Origin of the sequence: Tellurirhabdus rosea (assembly GCF_026278345.1) — a bacterium.
Taxonomy (GTDB): Bacteria; Bacteroidota; Bacteroidia; order Cytophagales; family Spirosomataceae; genus Tellurirhabdus; species Tellurirhabdus rosea.
Genome location: NZ_CP111085.1, coordinates 2,228,459 through 2,245,741, shown reverse-complemented (window position 1 = coordinate 2,245,741; position 17,283 = coordinate 2,228,459). Strand labels below are relative to the sequence as shown.

At 56.4% G+C, this 17,283-nt stretch carries 12 protein-coding genes; 7 read left to right on the top strand and 5 right to left on the bottom strand.

The features are described 5' to 3' along the window. Positions 1 to 2: 2 nt before the first annotated feature. The 5 genes from ORG26_RS09370 to ORG26_RS09350 all read left to right on the top strand — a co-directional run bounded on the left by ORG26_RS09370 (position 3) and on the right by ORG26_RS09350 (position 5,530). Positions 3 to 1,757 carry a M14 family metallopeptidase gene (locus ORG26_RS09370; RefSeq protein WP_266368692.1) on the top strand — a complete coding sequence of 585 codons (1,755 nt, stop codon included), beginning with the start codon at positions 3 to 5 and terminating at the stop codon, positions 1,755 to 1,757. A 754-nt stretch (positions 1,758 to 2,511) separates the two neighbouring features. Next, positions 2,512 to 3,591: a 5-(carboxyamino)imidazole ribonucleotide synthase gene (locus ORG26_RS09365; RefSeq protein ID WP_266369353.1), complete on the top strand. Its 1,080-nt coding sequence runs from the start codon at positions 2,512 to 2,514 to the stop codon at positions 3,589 to 3,591. 77 nt (positions 3,592 to 3,668) lie between these two features. Next, positions 3,669 to 4,160 carry a 5-(carboxyamino)imidazole ribonucleotide mutase gene (purE, locus tag ORG26_RS09360; protein ID WP_266368691.1) on the top strand — a complete coding sequence of 164 codons (492 nt, stop codon included), beginning with the start codon at positions 3,669 to 3,671 and terminating at the stop codon, positions 4,158 to 4,160. Between the two features lie 118 nt (positions 4,161 to 4,278). Further along, entirely contained in the window at positions 4,279 to 5,040 is a 762-nt protein-coding gene (locus ORG26_RS09355; protein ID WP_266368689.1) for a LysM peptidoglycan-binding domain-containing protein, read from the top strand. A gap of 97 nt (positions 5,041 to 5,137) precedes the next feature. Continuing rightward, positions 5,138 to 5,530 carry a Dabb family protein gene (locus tag ORG26_RS09350; protein ID WP_266368687.1) on the top strand — a complete coding sequence of 131 codons (393 nt, stop codon included), beginning with the start codon at positions 5,138 to 5,140 and terminating at the stop codon, positions 5,528 to 5,530. A gap of 125 nt (positions 5,531 to 5,655) precedes the next feature. On the opposite strand, the gene ORG26_RS09345 is transcribed toward ORG26_RS09350, so the two are convergent. Beyond that, positions 5,656 to 7,875: a S9 family peptidase gene (locus tag ORG26_RS09345; RefSeq protein WP_323134398.1), complete on the bottom strand. Its 2,220-nt coding sequence runs from the start codon at positions 7,873 to 7,875 to the stop codon at positions 5,656 to 5,658. Between the two features lie 69 nt (positions 7,876 to 7,944). Further along, positions 7,945 to 8,511 (bottom strand): YcxB family protein, encoded by a 567-nt coding sequence (locus ORG26_RS09340; protein ID WP_266368685.1) that lies wholly within the window; start codon positions 8,509 to 8,511, stop codon positions 7,945 to 7,947. Positions 8,512 to 8,809: 298 nt separating this feature from the next. Here ORG26_RS09340 and ORG26_RS09335 point away from each other — a divergent pair, with 298 nt between their 5' ends. Together ORG26_RS09335 and ORG26_RS09330 are read left to right on the top strand one after the other, a co-directional pair. Then, positions 8,810 to 9,319: a phosphoribosyltransferase family protein gene (locus ORG26_RS09335; RefSeq protein WP_266368684.1), complete on the top strand. Its 510-nt coding sequence runs from the start codon at positions 8,810 to 8,812 to the stop codon at positions 9,317 to 9,319. Between the two features lie 127 nt (positions 9,320 to 9,446). Next, complete coding sequence (locus tag ORG26_RS09330; RefSeq protein WP_266368682.1) at positions 9,447 to 10,832, top strand: sensor histidine kinase; 1,386 nt, start codon at positions 9,447 to 9,449, stop codon at positions 10,830 to 10,832. Positions 10,833 to 10,928: 96 nt separating this feature from the next. Here the strand turns inward: ORG26_RS09330 and ORG26_RS09325 are convergent, their stop codons facing one another. The 3 genes from ORG26_RS09325 to gldG form a co-directional block, all read right to left on the bottom strand. Next, entirely contained in the window at positions 10,929 to 13,913 is a 2,985-nt protein-coding gene (locus ORG26_RS09325) for a DEAD/DEAH box helicase (protein WP_266368681.1), read from the bottom strand. A 358-nt stretch (positions 13,914 to 14,271) separates the two neighbouring features. Then, the gene (dnaN, locus tag ORG26_RS09320; protein ID WP_266368680.1) at positions 14,272 to 15,393 is read right to left on the bottom strand and encodes a DNA polymerase III subunit beta; all 1,122 of its coding nucleotides are present in this window, start codon (positions 15,391 to 15,393) and stop codon (positions 14,272 to 14,274) included. A 169-nt stretch (positions 15,394 to 15,562) separates the two neighbouring features. Further along, positions 15,563 to 17,218: a gliding motility-associated ABC transporter substrate-binding protein GldG gene (gldG, locus tag ORG26_RS09315; RefSeq protein ID WP_266368679.1), complete on the bottom strand. Its 1,656-nt coding sequence runs from the start codon at positions 17,216 to 17,218 to the stop codon at positions 15,563 to 15,565. Positions 17,219 to 17,283: the final 65 nt, after the last annotated feature.

The window sequence follows — 17,283 nt, the reverse complement described above, 5'->3', positions numbered from 1 at the left end:
CCATGAAAAAGCTATTCATCCTGGCGCTAAGCCTTTTTTCCTATACCACCTTTGCCCAGCAGAAACCCGCCGAGGTTAACCCGGACCTGACCGGCATGCGGGCGGTCGGCTCGCCGGCCAATCCCAAAGTGCCGATGCGCTGGAACCATTACAACGACTACGCGGGCATCACGAAATTCTGCCAGGACATGGCCAAAGCCCACCCGAACCTGGTGCGCGTGGAGTCGATGGGCAAGTCGTTTCAGGGCCGCGACCTGTGGGTGCTGGTCGTTTCGGATTTCAAAACGGGCAATGCTGACCGCAAACCGGGTTTTTACATCGACGGCAACATCCACTCGAACGAATTGCAGGGGTCGGAGATCGCCATGTACACGGCCTGGTACCTGGCCGAAAACTTCGGAAACGTCGAGTTCATCACCAATCTGCTGAAGGATAAAACGTTCTACATTTCCCCGACCATCAACCCCGACGCCCGCGAAGACTTCATCCGGAATCCGAACAACGCCAACTCGCCGCGCTCGGGCATGATGCCGATGGACGACGACGGGGACGGCTACGTGGACGAAGACAAATACGACGACCTCGACGGCGACGGCAACATTGTGCAGATGCGCCGGAAATCGCCGCTCGGCCGCTGGAAACAGGACCCGAACGACCCCACGCGCATGATTCCGGCCAAACCCGAGGAGCCGGGCGAGTACGAACTGCTGGGCATCGAAGGCATCGACAACGACGGCGACGGGCAGGTGAACGAAGACGTGGTGGGCCGTTACGACCCCAACCGCGACTGGGGCTGGGGCTGGCAGCCGGACTACATCCAGAGCGGGGCCTTGTTTTACCCCGGCACGCTGCCCGAGACGCAGGCCATCAAGAAGTACATCATGGCCCATCCCAACATTGCCGGGGCGCAGAGCTACCACAACTACGGCGGCATGTTCCTGCGCGGACCGGGGGCCGAGGAAGACCAGCAGTACTACTCGCAGTCGGACGTAGCGGTGTACGACGTGATTGGCAGAACAGGTGAGAAGATCATTCCCGGCTACAATTATTACGTCATTTACAAGGATTTGTACACCGTTTACGGCGGCGAAATCGACTGGATGGCGCTGGGGCGGGGCATTTTCACGTTCTCGAATGAGTTGATGACCTCTTACCTGCTGTACCGGCAGAAGCCGCAGGAAAGCAACCGGTTCCAGAACGACGAGTTCAACACGTTCGGCAAATACCTCCTGTTCGACGACGCGTATGTGGCCTGGAAGCCTTACAAACACCCGCAGTACGGCGATGTCGAAATCGGTGGTCCGAAGAAGAACTACATCCGGAACCACCCCGGTTTCATGCTCGAAGAGGACGCGCACCGCAACATGGCCTTCACGCTTTTCCACGCGCACCACACGCCGAAACTGGACATTCCGACCATCGAAACCCGTTCGCTGGGCAACGGCCTGACAGAAGTGACGGCCACGGTGGTGAACCAGCGCGTGATTCCGACGCACTCGGCCCACGACGTCAAGTACAAGATCGAGCGGCCGGATTACATCACGCTCAAAGGGGCGAACGTGGTCGCAGGCATGCTGGTCGAAAACGCCGATTTTGGCCTGACCCGGGAGCAGAAGAATAACCCGGCCACCGTCGAAGTGCCGACTATTGCGGGCATGGGTTTTGTGAAGGCCCGCTGGATTGTCCGCGGCAACCCCGGCAAACTGACCGTCACGGTCGATAGCCGGAAGGGCGGCGTAGTGGAGAAAACGCAGTAAATGAAGGGTTTTTCGCAGATTGACGCGGATTTTAAGCGCAGATTTTCACAGAAAAATCGGCGAACATCTGCGTTAAAAATCCGCGTCAATCTGCAAGAAATGATTCTATCTTTCTACCTGCACATACGTAATGACCCGTCCGCCGCCGCTACGCAATGGCAAGTCGAATTTTGTAACAGCCTTTGCCGGGGGAAGTGCCCTGCGTTGGGTTTTCCTTTAGGGAGGTTCCCAACCGGACAAGGTCTGACTTGAAGGACGGATATTTTCTGGCAAGTCGTTTTAATTCCCGATCAAAGCGCTCGGATGTAAGAAGGCTATAACTCATCGAGCAGCTCGTCAAGGGGCTTTAGCTTTTTTTCTCTGCCGATGCAGCTTCACTTCCTCCAGCGCCTCTTTGATACCGTTCAGAATTTCCTCTGTCGGCTCATTGTCTGAGTCCGGCAAGTGGTATTGGGCCGGTAGAGCTTCCCAATCGGCAAGTGGGAGTGCCCTGCGAGTCGGTGACATATTGAAGGTTCATGGTTTCGTCCCTTGTTGAATGAGGTGAGTACGGTGATTTGCCGGAGGGCTGAACCGCTAAATCCCTGAATCACTAACCAATTTCACAGAAAAACATCCTGAACAGAAAGCGGTTCCGGCGGCAGGTATGAATTGAGTTGTGCGAAAACCCTATTTTTGCGCCAACTTTCTCCCTATGACAAATTTTAATCCTCAGACCCGCATCGGTATCCTCGGCGGCGGACAGCTTGGCCTGATGCTGCTGCAGGCGGGCATCGACTGGAACCTGGCGGTGCATGTGATGGACCCCGACGCCGAAGCGCCCTGCCGCCACCTCGCCACGTCGTTTACGCAGGGCTCCCTCACGGATTACGAAACCGTGTACCAGTTCGGGCAGACGGTCGATGTGCTGACCATCGAGATCGAGCGCGTAAACGTGGATGCCCTCGAAGCCCTGGAGCGCGAAGGCAAACGGGTCTATCCGCAGCCGTCGGTGATCCGGACGATTCAGGACAAACGGGCGCAGAAGCAGTTTTACCGCGACCACAACCTGCCTACGGCGAATTTTATCCTGACCAGCACCCGCGAAGAAGTCCGGGTGAACGCCCATTTCCTGCCCGCTTTCCATAAGCTCGGGCGCGATGGCTACGACGGCCGGGGTGTGCAGCGGATTGCCTCCGTAGAGGAGGCGGACAAAGCCTTCGACGCGCCGGGCGTGCTCGAAAAAGCGGTCGATTTTCACAAGGAACTGGCAGTGATTGTGGCCCGGAGCGAGAACGGCGAAGTCACGGTTTTTCCGACCGTGGAGATGGTTTTTCATCCGGAACAGAATCTGGTCGAGTACCTGTTTGCTCCCGCCGAAATCACGGAGGAAATCAACCAGCAGGCGCAGGAAATCGCCCGCCGCACGGCCGAGGCATTCGGCATCGTCGGGTTGCTGGCGGTGGAAATGTTTCTGACCAAAAAGGGAGAAATCCTCATCAACGAAGTGGCTCCCCGTCCGCACAACAGCGGGCACCACACCATCCGGGCGAACGTAACGTCCCAGTTTGAACAGCACTGGCGGGCCATCCTGAACCTGCCGCTGGGCGATACAGCCATTCTGACGCCCGCCGCCATGCTCAATCTGCTTGGCGAACCCGGCCACGACGGCCCCGCTCGGTACGAGGGCATGGAGACGCTGCTGGCCATGCCGGGCGTTTTCCCGTTCCTCTACGGTAAAAAAATAACCCGTCCGTTTCGCAAAATGGGCCATATTACCGTTATTGGAGAGACCTTAAGCCAGATTCAGGCGAAAGCAGACATCATCAAAAGAAGCATTAAAGTTGTGAGTTAAGAATTATGAGTTAGGAGTTAAGGATTGCGGGCGACAGCCTACTCATCATTCTTAACTTATAACTCATAACTGAAATTATGATTGGAATTATCATGGGCAGCAGCTCGGACCTGAAGGTCATGCAGGAAGCTGCCGACATACTGGCGGAACTCGGGGTTCCGTACGAAATTGACGTTGTATCGGCGCACCGGACGCCGGAGAAAATGGTGGAATATGGAAAGACTGCCCGCCAGCGCGGACTGAAAGTTATCATCGCCGGAGCGGGAGGGGCCGCCCATCTGCCAGGCATGGTTGCCTCGCTGACGACCCTGCCCGTTATCGGAGTGCCGGTCAAATCGAGCAATTCCATTGATGGCTGGGACTCCGTGCTGTCGATTCTGCAGATGCCGTCCGGGGTCCCTGTAGCCACGGTAGCGCTCAACGGAGCCCGGAACGCCGGTATTCTGGCCGCGCAGATCGTCGGCACGTCGGACGAGGCGCTGGCTGACCGTCTGCAGCAGTACAAGGAGAATTTGAAGGAGAAGGTAGACGAAATGAGTAAAGAAACGAAGAAAAGGTATGAGAAATGAGGTGTTAGGTATGAGGTGTGAGGTGGCTCCGCCCGAAAGCGAACAAACCGGCGGAGCCACCTCATACCTCACACCTCATACCTAACCCTCACATCTCCTACTTCACACCTGATAATTTATGAATTCCGAGGCATCAAAACGTAACTCGCACGCAACCGAAACCTCCAGCCTGCCCGTCATTACGCTGGTCGTGCTGCTGATGACCATTGTGGCGCTGCTGTACATCGGCTACGAATACATTGCCGACAATACCCAGGGCTCGGAGGAACTGACCAACGTTTCGCTGGATACTACCTCGCAGAACCAGGTCGCCCAGCTGCCGACCGAGCCGGAGCTGGTTTCGCCGATGGAAATCGATACGTCGAGCCGGAACGCCCCGGTCGATCTGTCGCAGGCGGAACCGCCGGTCGAGGACGACATTGCGCCGGCCGAAACCAAAAAGGAGGAGAATGCCCGCCTGGCGGAAAGTGGGGAGACCGAAAAGCCCAAAGCCGAGGAGACTGCCCCGAAGCGGGAAGAAAAGCCCGTCGAGAAGAAGCCGGAAGTGGCGAAAGCGGCCGTGCCAGCCGGAGGTTCTTCGCACACGCATACCGTTCGGCCGGGGGAGACGGTCTACAGCATCGCCAGCAAGTACAACATGAGCGTGACGACGTTGAAGGCGCTTAACCCGGATCTGGAGAACAACGCGGTCAAAGCCGACGTCACCAAACTGAAAGTGAAAGTCCGGGCCGTACACACGGTGGGGCCGGGGGATGTGCTGCGCGTGGTGGCCGAAAAATACGGCGTCAGTAAGGAAGCTCTCATGAAGGCCAACGGCAAAACGAAGGACTTTGCCCAGCGGGGCGAGAGGCTGATTATTCCTTATCCGGAAAAACAGTAGAGTAGAAAATCCAGACTCCTGAATTATGAATGCGGCCGTAATTGCCTAAGTTGCGAAGCCATTCAGCATTTTTATTCAAGATTCAGCCTTATTTTTTATGAAATCGGTCATCTTCTCCATTGCTCTTTTTGCGCTCTCACTCACCGGCGCATTGGCCCAATCGTCTAAAAAAATGAACAAACAGGTGGTTCAGCACATCGTTCTTTTCAAGTTCAAGCCCGAAACAAAACCCGAGAAAGTGGCCGAAATCGTGGCGGCCTTCGAGGCGCTGCCGTCCAAAATCAAGGAAATCAAACGCCTTGAGTGGGGAACCAACAACAGCCCCGAAAAGCTGAACAAGGGCCTCACCCACGCGTTCATCCTGACGTTCGACAGCGAAAAGGACCGCGATGCCTACCTGCCGCACCCGGCTCACAAAGAGTTCGGGAAAGTAGTCGGCTCCTGGCTGGCGGATGTGACCGTCGTGGATTTCAACAACCAGGCGAAGTAAGAGGTACGGAAATTAATTTTGTTCGGCGGCCGGTGTCTTTACCGGCCGCTTTCTTTTTGGGTGAAAATAAAAATGGCCGATTCTCGCCGGCCATTGGAAGGGTTTTGGGCTGAAGCCCGGGGATACTAGAGATTCTGCTCGATAAATTCCGTCATCATCTGGTACAGGTGCAGGCGGGTGTTGCCGCCCCCGATGCCGTGGTTGCGGTTCGGGTAGTAGAACGACCGGAACTGCTTGTTCGCCTTGATGAGCGCCTCTTCAAACGCTACCGAGTTCTGGAAATGCACGTTATCGTCGCCGGTGCCGTGGACGAGCAGGAACGGGCCTTTCAGCTTCGCGGCATGGGTCAGGGGCGAATTGTCGTCGTAGCCCGACGGGTTGTCCTGCGGCCGCTTCAGGTAGCGTTCGGTATAAATGGTGTCGTAGAACCGCCAGGTCGTGACCGGCGCGACGGCAATGCCCGTTTTGAAGACATCCGCCCCCAGCGTCATGCAGAGCGAGGACATGTACCCGCCGTAACTCCAGCCCCAGATGCCAATCCGGCTTTTGTCCACGTAAGGCAGCCCGCCGAGGTACTTCGCCGCCAGAATCTGGTCTTCCGTTTCCAGCTTGCCAAGCTGCGCGTACGTAGCCGTCCGGAACTCCTTGCCCCGGGCTCCCGTGCCGCGGTTATCGACCGACACGATGATATATCCTTTCTGCGCCAGCGTCTGGTACCAGAAGAAGTCGCGGGCCTCCCAGTTGTTGCTGACCGTCTGCGAACCCGGACCGCCGTAGACAAACATCAGCACCGGGTACCGTTTGGTGCTGTCGAAGTTCATCGGGCGAATCATCCAGCCGTTGAGGGCGGTGCCGTTGGGTGTGGTAAACTGGAAGAAGCGCTTCGGAGAGAGGGCGTATTCGGCCAGGCGGCTGCGCAGCGGGGCGTTGTTTTCCACAATCCGCAGCGTTTTGGCCGGTTTGGCGCCTTGTGTCTGTTCGACCGTCACGGTCATGGGCGAATCCGCCGCGGCCAGGTAGCGGAGGTAATAGGCATAGTCCGGGCTGATGTTGATGGTGTTCGTACCGGCCTGCGTCGTCAGACGGGTTTTGGTTTTGCCGTCCAGCGTCACGCGGTACAGGTGGCGTTCGAGGGGCGAAACTTCCGTAGACGTGTAGTAGAGCGCTTTGGCCTTCTGGTCGATGCCCAGAAAATTGACCACTTCCCATTGTCCGGAGGTCAACTGCCGAATCTGCTTGCCGCTCAGGTCATAGAGGTACAGGTGCTTGAACCCATCGCGTTCACTGGAATGGATGAACGTTTTGCCGTCGGCCAGATAGGTCAGGTCGTCGGTCGCCTCCAGGTCCACGTACGTCGGGCTGGTTTCGGTCAGTACCACCGTGGTCTGGCCCGTGGTGGCATCGGCGTGGAGCAGGTCCATGCGGTTTTGCAGGCGGTTCAGACGCCGGACCGACAGGAGGTTCGGGTTCTGCGTCCAGTTGATGCGGGGCAGGTAAATGTCCGTTTCGGTGCCGGTATCGACTTTCGTCTTTTTGCCGGAAGCTACGTCTGCCACCCAGACCGACACAACCGAGTTGGCCTCCCCGGCTTTCGGGTATTTGAAGCGGTAGTCCGTCGGATACAGCTTGCCCCAGAGCTGCATGTTGTACTCCGGCACGCGGCTTTCGTCGAAGCGGATAAACGCCACTTTGCTGCCGTCGGGCGCCCATTCGAAGGCCCGGGCCATGCTGAATTCTTCTTCGTACACCCAGTCGGCACCGCCGTTAATGACTTCGTTGAACTTGCCGTCGCTGGTCAGCTGGGTTTCCTGTCCGCTGGCGAGATCGACCACAAACAGGTTATTGGCCCGCACAAAAGCCACGCGTTTGCCGTCCGGCGAGAACGTCGCGTACTGCTGTTTGCCGCCTTTGGAAAGCCGGGTCAGCTTTTTGGTGTCCAGGTCGTACACGTAAAACTCCGCTTTGCTCGACCGGCGGTAGATCGGCTCTTCCTGCGTGGTGATGAGCAGTTTCCGCTCGTCGGCGCTGAGCTGGTAATCTTCCAGGTCGATGCGCTGGCTGCTGCCGTCCACAGTGGCCGTCTGTTCGTCAAACAGCGTTTCGGCGGCCTGGCCGGTGGTGATGTTGTAGCGCACGACCTTGCCGCCTGTCAGCGAAGTGTAAAAGCCGCCGGCCTTCATCCAGTTGACGCCCGAAACGGTGCGCTGGCTGAAAACGCCCGCGTTGCTGCCCCAGATGTCGTTCAGGGTGACGGATTTACCCGTCGTAGCCATCTGGGCGTCGGCCGAGGGGGCCGCCCCGAGGAGACAGAGTGCCAGCAGGCCGCTAATGAAGTGTTTTTTCATGGGTTTTACAGGAAAATAAATTACCCCCGGCACAGACGAACCGGGGGTAGTGGAGGGTGATTTCGGCAATCAGGCGTTTTCGGCCAGCAGCCCTTTGCGTTTCAGGATAGCGTCCATGAAGCGCAGGTCGTTTTCGCTGCCGAAAATCGAGTAAGGCAGGTAGAGAAACTGCGCGCCGGTCATGCCTTTCGCGACGAGTTTCATAAACCAGTTCATTTTGACGTTCTGCATCGCCGCGTCGTTGGACATGGTCAGGATGTAGGCGTCTTTATCTTTGCGGACGGCCGTAAACTGCTTCCATTCCAGCTTGCCGCCTTCCCGGGCATTTTTCCACAGCATAATCCACCGGCTGTCGATTTCGTAGACGTATTTGTCGAACAGCGGCTTGGCCTGTTCCATCTGCGTCATGCCGGTAAACTGCACCGCCCAGAACAGCACGTAAATCAGAGTCCCGATAAAGAGCAGGATCGCCGGCCAGTAGACATCCACCACGTCGGTGGCATACAGCACGATGTTGACCACGATCAGCACCAGCGGAATAGCCAGCCAGTACCAGTGCGTCTTGAACCAACTGCGCATGATCAGGTTAAGGTAGGTTTTCTGGTCGAGCGCGTACTTCTTTGTTTTAATGGTCATTTATGTAACGGTATTTAAGAGACGTAAGACGATAGACAAGAGACAAAAGACGAGGAAAGCGGCATCAGGTCCTTTGTCTCTTGTCTTTTCTCTTTTGTCTGCAAAAAGAAAGCACAAAAATAAGAAAAGGCTCCGTTTAATCAGAGCCTTTCTTTTTCCAAGTGTACGGTGAGTACGACCGATGCGCTCAGAAGCACCCGGCCCTCCAGTCAGTGTCTGATAAAATCATAAATGGTGCCAGAACGGCGGGCTCTTCGCGGAATTTTTTCATTTTTGCGGCGGGGACACTTTCCAGTTTATGACGACACAACCAACCCAGATTCTGACCAATCTTCAGCTGACGCAGAAAATCCGGCGCATTGCCTTCGAGATATACGAGAATAATTTTGAAGAAACCGACCTGGTGCTGGCCGGCGTTTCGGGCGAAGGCTACGTGCTGGCCCAGCGGCTGGCGTTCGAACTTCAACACATTTCTCCTCTGAAAGTCACGCTGTTAAAGATCGAACTGGATAAATCCCTGGCGCAGCAGCCGGCCATTCATCTGGATGCGGAGGCGGACGTTTATACGGAAAAAGTGGTGGTCGTGGTCGACGATGTTCTGAACACGGGCCGTACGCTGGCCTTCAGCCTGCTGCCCTTCCTGAGCGTTCCCCTGCGAAAACTTCAGGTCGCCGTGGTGGTGGACCGCAACCACAAACGGTTTCCGGTAGCGGCGGATTATATCGGCTACGAATTGTCTACCACCCTGACCGAACACGTGCAGGTGATCGTGAGCGACGGGGAGCGGGCCGGAGTTTACCTCCGCTGAGCGGTAAAGGTGACCCCTTTTTGAGGAGCTTAAAAAGCCGTTAAATTTTGTAGAATAGGAAAATGATTGTGCTTTGGAGGGAATTTATTGGTTAATTTTGGAAAGATAATCCCTACTGATTGGCCCGATGGAAGCCGCCATACAGCGCCTGAGCAACCAGATTGCTATCGGCGCTTTCATTGTTTTTAGTCTTGTTATTTGCGGCTTTGGCCTTTCCCTGTTCATTCACCAGCGGGAGGAGCAGAGCAACCAGTGGGTGATTCATACCTACCAGGTGATAGACCAGCTCAAGGACGTGTCCCACCGGATTGCCGATGCGGAAACGGGCGTTCGGGGGTACACCCTCACCGGAAGAGACGTTTTTCTCACGCCTTACCGCACGACTAAAGATTCCCTGCCCGCTCATCTGCAAACCCTCCGGACGCTGGTCGATGACAATCCGTCCCAGTCCGCCCGGGTCGGTGAGCTTCAGAAACTGACGGCGCAGAAACTGGCGATTCTGGACCGGCAGGTAAAGCTGAAAAGCAAAACGGACCCGGCCGAGGTCGCCCGGCTCGTGGAGACTGGCCGACAGATTTCCATCAGAATTTCCGAAAAAGTCCGCGTGATGATTGAGGTCGAACAGAGTCTGCTCAAAGACCGGAACCGCCGCGCGGAGAGCTTTTTTCAGTATACCAATAGCCTGTCGGTGGTGCTGCTGCTGTTTATTTTCCTGATTCTGCTGGTGGGGTATCGCCGCCTGCGGTCCGAGCTGGAAAAGCGGGAGCAGAACGAAATGCAGCTTCGCGCTTACGAAGCCACGCTCGAAGAAAAAATAACGGAACTCCAACGCTCGAACGAAGACCTCCAGCGCTTTGCCTACGTGGCGAGCCATGATTTGCAGGAACCCCTGCGAAAAATTCATACCTACATCAGTCTGATTGCCGACTCGTTTGCGGAGGACCTGACGGATAATGTGCGCCCGTATTTTGAGCGGATCGAACTGGCCGCCGCCCGTTCCTCGGCCCTCATCCGGGATTTGCTGACGTATTCCCGGGTAAGCAACCAGAAAGAAACGTTTAAAAAGGTCAATCTACAGGACCTGGTCGGGGAGGTGATTGACGAACTGGACATAATCATCCGCGAGAAGCAGGCGCAGATCGAGGTCGGTCCGCTGCCCGAACTGGAATTGATGCCGGGTCAAATCCGCCACCTGTTTCAGAACCTGCTGACCAACGCCCTAAAATACCAGCGTCCCCAGGTGCCGCCGCACATCCGGATTGAGGCCCGCCCCGTTGCCGATGGTTACGAAATCAGCGTTGCCGACAACGGCATCGGCTTCGACGAAAAGTACATGGCGCAAATCTTCGAACCGTTCAGCCGCCTGCACAACGGTTCGGTGTACAAAGGCACCGGCATCGGCCTGGCGATCTGCAAAAAAGTGGTGCAAAGTCATGGCGGAACCCTTTCGGCCAGCAGCCAATTAGGCCAGGGAGCGACGTTCACGGCATGGCTACCGGGAGGGAATGATTGAATTTTGAATGACTGAATGACTGATTAGCTCCGCCAGCTTTTGCATTGATGCGAAGCTATTCAGTCATTCAGCCATTCAGTCATTCAGCCATTCAGTCTATCCCAGCAGTACCATGATATCCTCCTTCGTGAGGGCTTTGACGAAGTTTTCTTCGCTGGTGATGAGTTCGCTGGCTAGCCGCTGTTTGCTCCGCTGAAGGTCCAGAATCTTCTCTTCCACGGTGTTGTGCGTGATGAATTTGTAGGTGAAGACCGTTTTCTGCTGCCCGATGCGGTGGGCGCGGTCCACGGCCTGCGCCTCAATAGCGGGATTCCACCAGGGGTCGAGGATGAAGACGTAATCGGCGGCGGTCAGGTTGTGGCCCAGCCCGCCGGCTTTGAGCGAAATCAGAAACAGCTTTACCTCCTCATTGGTCTGGAACAGAGCCACCTGCTCCCGGCGGTCCTGCGTCGAGCCGTCGAGGTAGGCGTAGCGGATACCCTGTTTTTTCAGGTACTGCTGCACGACATCGAGGTGCTTGATGAACTGACTGAAAATCAATACCTTGTGATTGTCGGCCATAGCTCCTTCGAGGCGCATCACCACGTCTTCGAGCTTGCCCGAATCGCCCTCGTACGTCTCGTCGATCATGCGCGGATGGTTGGCAATTTGCCGGAGTTTGGTCAGGCCCTGCAGCACCACCATCTGCGATTTGGCCATGCCGTCTTCTTCAATCCGTTCCAGAATCAGGTTGCGGTAGTACGATTTGGCTTCTTCGTACTGCTTTTCCTGCTCGGGCGTCATGTCGCAGTAATGGATGTTCTCCACTTTCTCGGGCAGGTCCAGCGCCACCTGCGATTTGTGCCGCCGCAGCAGAAACGGCTTGATGATGCCGTAAAGCCGCTGCGTTTTGGCCTCGTCGTTCTTTTTTTCGATCGGAATCTGAAATTCGTTCCGGAAAAAGGTCTGGCTGCCCAGCAGACCCGGATTGATAAAGGTCATCTGCGACCACAGGTCCATCGTGCTGTTTTCCAGCGGAGTACCCGTCAGAATGAGCCGGTGGGCCGAGTCGAGGTGCATGACGGCCTTCGTAATGTGCGAGGTCGGGTTTTTGATCGCCTGCGATTCGTCGAGAATGATGTAGTTGAAGCGGTACAGTTTCAGCAGATCAATGTCGATCCGGACGATGCCGTACGAGGTCAGAATAAGGTCGTACTGGTCGAACTGGGCGGTGTTCTTGTCCCGATACGTGCCCGTATACACCAGAATCCGCAGATTCGGCGTGAACTTGCGGGCCTCCAGTTCCCAGTTGTACAGCAGCGACGTGGGCATCACCAGCAGGTTCGGACGGGCTTTTTCGGGGTCGGTCAGGCCGGCTTCTTTCTGCGATTGCAGCAGGGCGAGCGTCATGACGGTTTTTCCCAGACCCATATCGTCGGCCAGACAGCCGCCGAAGCGGTACTGGTTCAGAAACTGCATCCAGTCGTAGCCCGCCTTCTGGTAGGGGCGCAGCGTACCGCGGAAATCCGTGGGAAGCGGGGCCGGGTTGATTTCCTCAAAATGGCGCAGCCGCTCCAGCTTGTGGCTCATCACGGCCGACGCCAGACTTTCTTCCTGCAATTCCTGCACGAGCGCCAGGTGGTGTTTCCGCAGCAGCAGCTGGTCGGAGCTGTGGTCGTGCTCGGCAAAGGCAAACAGCTCGGAATACTTCGTAAACCAGGCTTCCGGAATGACGGCAATCTCCCCGTTGGGCAGGGTAAATTCTCGTTTTTTGTTCAAAATAAGCGACCGGAGCCGGATAAACGGCACTTCGTACTCCCCAAACTGAACTTTGGCGTAAATATCAAACCAGTCGCGGGTCTCGTTTTCGTTGATCGAAACTACGATGCTGGAATAGCCCAGAAAATAGCGGCGGCTGTCGGCGGCGTTCTGGCGAATTTCGAATCCTGCCTCCCGCAGCGGCCGGTTTTTCTCCTGCAGCCATTCGAAGGCCCGGTTTTTGGGAAGCGAAATGCGGCCGTGCCTGATGTCCAGATCGTTGTCGCGCAGCCAGTTCAGATAATTCTTCTCGATCCGCAGATCCCGGCGGATTTTGTGGAAAATGTACTCTCCGTTCCGTTTCTCGACGCTCACGTTGGAAGAGGCCGAGAAACTGTCGAAGCGGAAGGTAAAATCGCCGTAGCGGAACGAGAGGTCGAAGATGACCTGGCCGTTGCTTTCTTCGTCCGGGTCCATCATGGCCACTTCGGACGAGTGCCCGTTGGCGGCAAACAGGGCAGGCTGGGTCCGTTGGGAAGCCGCCGCCAGCTCCGACATCGTCAGCAGCGGGGTAGGCGTCTGGGAATCGCTCCGGATTTCAAACCCTTTGGCATATACGTCGTACGAGGCGATCAGCGGCGCGACAAAACGCTGATAATACTGATCTTCAATATTTTGCGGAATGACGATGTTCCGTTTGTTCAGGAACGGTCGGATCTTCTTGCCGTCTACGTTGTTGTCGAAATGGTAGAGCCGGTTGTTGAGCATCATCCACGCGGGCTGGTCGCAGATCACGAGCGCGCCCTTGAACTGAAAGTCGATCCGGTCGGTGCCGTATTTGATGATCGGGAAATATTCGGTCTGGCCGTCGGCGCGGTGGAAATTGAAGAATACGCGGGCTTTTTCAGGCATCCACTCCAGGGGCATCCAGGCGGGGTTGCCGTCGTTGCCCATGATAAAAATCCGGCGGGTCGCCAGTTTGGGCAGGATATCGGCCCGGCGGCGTTCGACGTACTCGCTGATGAGTTCCTGCAGGTTTTTGTCGCCTTTCTGCGGGTCGTACACTTTCAGGAAAAAATCGACGGCCGACAGTTTCCGGCTGTTAAACTTCTTCAGAATGGCATCCTGCTGGATTTCGTCGATCATGCGGACCAGCTCAAAGTCCGTCTCATCGAGCTCCGAGGCAAATTCTCCGACGTTTTTAGACGAAAGCGTCTGGTTGAGCAGCGTCAATTGTCCTTTCGGATTCAGCTGCACCACAAAAGCTTCGAATAAATACCCCAGAAATTCGTGCTCCAGCAGCGAATAGACGATTTGAAACGGTTCCGCAGGTGATACCTTCATAGTGTGCAATAAGCCGGTTAAAAGTTGGCGAACACCAGCCTGTTGTCATTATATAATGTACTGGCAATGAATCCTTCAAAGTAAAGGTCCCAATCAGTTGACGGAGTGCACGATTCAGACTAAAAAGAAAGCAATGGGGAACCTTCAGGGTTCGTTACAGAAAGCAACGAAACCAAATATACGAAAGCAGAAAAAGAAGACAAGCAGAATTTGAGGAAGCGCAACGGGGAAATGAGTGAAATGACTGAATGAGCGGTCCGCCGCCGCGGTGATTGACTGAGTGACTGAACACCGAGTCGGCAAAGCAGTCATTCAGTCAATCACCGCGGCGGCGGACCGCTCATTCAGTCATTCAATTTTACGCGTACGTATTAAGCATCACCGGCATCACCAGCATCAGGATGTCCTCGTTCTCTTCCTTGTCGGCGGGGATAATCAGGCCGGCGCGGTTGGGGGCAGAAAGTTCGAGAGAAATCATCTTGGCCTGGAGGTTGCTCAGCATTTCGGCCAGAAACTTGCCGTTGAAGCCGATTTCCATGCTGTCGCCGTCGTAGTCGCACAGCAGTTTTTCGTTGGCTTCGTTGCTGTAGTCGAGGTCTTCGGCCGAGATGGTCAACTGGTTGGCCTTCAGCGACAGGCGAATCTGGTGCGTGGTGCGGTTGGCGTAGATCATGATCCGCTTCAGCGAGTTCAGCAGGTCGGAGCGGCCGATGGTCAGCACGTTCGGGTTGTTGGTCGGGATGGCGTTCTCGTAGTCCGGGAAACGCTCGTCGATCAGGCGGCAGATCATCTGCGTGTTGCCGAAGCTGAAGGACGCGTTCGACTGGCTGAACTCCGCCCGCACGGGGACGCCTTCGGGCAGCGACGATTTCATCAGGTTGAGGGCCTTGCGCGGGATGATCATCGACGACTCGATGGACGAGTTGATGTCCGTCCGGCGGTACCGGATCAGGCGGTGTCCGTCCGTGGCCACGAACGTCGCGCTGTCGGAGCCCAGTTGCAGGAACACCCCGGTCATGGCCGGGCGCAGGTCGTCGGTGCTGGTGGCAAAAACCGTGTTGTTGATGGCGCTTTGCAGGGCATCCGACGAAATCTCAACGGCCAGGTTCTTGTTGACGGTCGGGATTTTGGGGAAGTCAATCGGGTTTTCGCCCGACAGTTTGTAGCGGCCGTTGTCCGTCAGAATTTCCGTTCCGAACGTTTCCGTGTCGATGTTGAAGGTGATCGGCTGTTCGGGCAGGCCGCGCAGCGTATCCAGCAGCAGCTTCGCCGGAATGGCAATGCCGCCGCTCTCGGACGATTCGACGGCGATTTCCGTAATCATCGTCGTTTGCAGGTCGGAGGCCGTGACGATCAGTTTATTTTCATCCAGACGGAACAGGAAGTTCTCCAGGATCGGCACAATCGGATTGGTGGCTACCACCCCGTTGATCGCCGCTAGCTGCTTGAGTAGTACGTGAGAGGAAACGATGAATTTCATATCGAGGTCCTGTTTGCTTCAGTAGGTGTAAGTAAGCAAAATTAGGAAAATTAGTCGAGAGTTGAAGTGCCGGTGGGGCGTTTGTTTCGCGGAAGCGGGCCGCACTGCGCCGAGGAAATCGGCGCTCAGCGGACTTTTCTCCGGCTAACGCTGCAAAACCGCCGAAGCGCTATCGGCCATACCGCCGCCGCCGGGCCGTCTGCCACACTACGCCCACCAGAGCGACCACTGCCAGCGGCGCCAGCAGGTTGATGAGCTGCCAGTTCGTGCGCTCTTCTTTCAGCCGGATTTTATCCAACGGTCTCAGGGCGATCTGTCGGCCGCGGGCCGCTACCACACCGTTGTCGTCCAGCAGGTAATCCACGGCATTCACCACAAAATCCTTGTTGGCAAATGTGTTTCGCGAAAATCGGTCGTAGCCGAGGGGATACGGGGCGTTTGTCTGGTAATTGATGTCGTTGATCAGAATATCGCCATCCGAGCAGACGACCACCCGCGTCGGCTGGCCCTGCGCCCGGAAGGTACCGGCGCGCGGATCGCCGGGGAGAATCCGGTTGGCGTAGAGCGACGAAAACGTGCCTTCGAGCAGGTAGCCGATGGCCTGCACCCCGTTGTTGTAGGTACGCGGGTCGGGCTGCTGCCGGGCTTCGTTGTACGACACCAGCGCCGGGGCGTTGAGCAGTTTGGTGTACTGCGAGGTCAGCAGCAGCGGCGTTTTGGTGATGCCCGCGGCCTGCACCGTATCCATCGTGCTGACAAAACGGGTGTACACCGCGTCGAGATTCCGGACAACCGGACTTTTCCCGAAATTATTAATCAACGGAAAAAACCGCCACGGCAGCAGCTGAATGTTCGGTTTGTCGCCCGACATGCCCACATTTAACGGAATAAAGGCGCTGCTTAAATCCTTAATGATGTTTCGATTTACCCGGACGCCCCAGCGGAAAAACAGGTCGTCGAGGTTCAGCGGCAGCGGCTGGGCGTAGGTGCCATCCTGCCCGACGCTGTCGATCTTCAGCCCATCCACAAAGAACAGCGCCTTGCCGCCGCCGACGACAAACTGGTCGATCTTGTATTTGTCGTCTTCGGAGAAGGGCCGGTCAGGTTTGGGCACGAGCAGTCCGTCGAGGCCCGTCAGGTCGCGGGAAGCCTGGAGGTCGATCAGCTTCACCTCGTACGTCTGTTGCAGGGTTGCCAGCAAGTCCGATAATCGCAGCGGCTGCACGTCCGTGTAAGTCACGGTCACGCCCAGCACTTTCCGGTTTTTGAGGGTCAGTTGCCGGACGGCGGAGGCAAACTGGTATTCCAGTCCTTCCACCGACTGGTTCAGCTGTTCTTCCGACGAGGCCGCCCGGTTGCCCCGCAGCAGCAGCACCGACTTCTCGCGACCCTGGTACGACACCAGCGCATACGGAAAAATGAGCTTTTCGCTGCGTTCGCCGCCGCTGCCCGACAGCACGTTGGTCGGATTCAGCCCTTTTTCGATCAATTTGGTCTGAAAAGCAACCCGCTCCTGCTCGTTGGCAATGGCGGCGGGGTCGATAAACCGGTAGGTGAAATCCTGGCCGGAGCGGGCTTCGAACTCTTCCAGGGTTTCGCGAATGCTGGTTTCCAGGCGTTTGAAGCCCGGTGGCAGGTCGCCGGTCAGGTACACATCGACGTGAATGTCATCATCGAGGTTGGTCAGCAGATTTTCCGTGGCATCCGAAAGGGTATAGCGGCCTTCCTCGGTCAGATCGAGGCGAAAAAACAAAAAGGAAGAGAGCAGATTAACGGCGGCCAGAACGGCCAGGACCACCAAAAAGCGCGACAGCGTTGACTTCATATGGTTAGTAAACGCCAATCCGTCCGCTGGCGTTGTGCGAAAGTAGCAAAAAACCGCTTTGGCGC

Excerpts from the sequence above, each read along its gene's own strand:
- purE (WP_266368691.1), top strand. The coding sequence starts at position 3,669 with ATGATTGGAATTATCATGGGCAGCAGCTCGGACCTGAAGGTCATGCAG.
- ORG26_RS09325 (WP_266368681.1), bottom strand. The coding sequence starts at position 13,913 with ATGAAGGTATCACCTGCGGAACCGTTTCAAATCGTCTATTCGCTGCTG.
- ORG26_RS09365 (WP_266369353.1), top strand. The coding sequence starts at position 2,512 with ATGCTGCTGCAGGCGGGCATCGACTGGAACCTGGCGGTGCATGTGATG.
- ORG26_RS09370 (WP_266368692.1), top strand. The coding sequence starts at position 3 with ATGAAAAAGCTATTCATCCTGGCGCTAAGCCTTTTTTCCTATACCACC.
- ORG26_RS09335 (WP_266368684.1), top strand. The coding sequence starts at position 8,810 with ATGACGACACAACCAACCCAGATTCTGACCAATCTTCAGCTGACGCAG.
- ORG26_RS09340 (WP_266368685.1), bottom strand. The coding sequence starts at position 8,511 with ATGACCATTAAAACAAAGAAGTACGCGCTCGACCAGAAAACCTACCTT.
- gldG (WP_266368679.1), bottom strand. The coding sequence starts at position 17,218 with ATGAAGTCAACGCTGTCGCGCTTTTTGGTGGTCCTGGCCGTTCTGGCC.
- dnaN (WP_266368680.1), bottom strand. The coding sequence starts at position 15,393 with ATGAAATTCATCGTTTCCTCTCACGTACTACTCAAGCAGCTAGCGGCG.
- ORG26_RS09355 (WP_266368689.1), top strand. The coding sequence starts at position 4,279 with ATGAATTCCGAGGCATCAAAACGTAACTCGCACGCAACCGAAACCTCC.
- ORG26_RS09330 (WP_266368682.1), top strand. The coding sequence starts at position 9,447 with ATGGAAGCCGCCATACAGCGCCTGAGCAACCAGATTGCTATCGGCGCT.
- ORG26_RS09345 (WP_323134398.1), bottom strand. The coding sequence starts at position 7,875 with ATGAAAAAACACTTCATTAGCGGCCTGCTGGCACTCTGTCTCCTCGGG.
- ORG26_RS09350 (WP_266368687.1), top strand. The coding sequence starts at position 5,138 with ATGAAATCGGTCATCTTCTCCATTGCTCTTTTTGCGCTCTCACTCACC.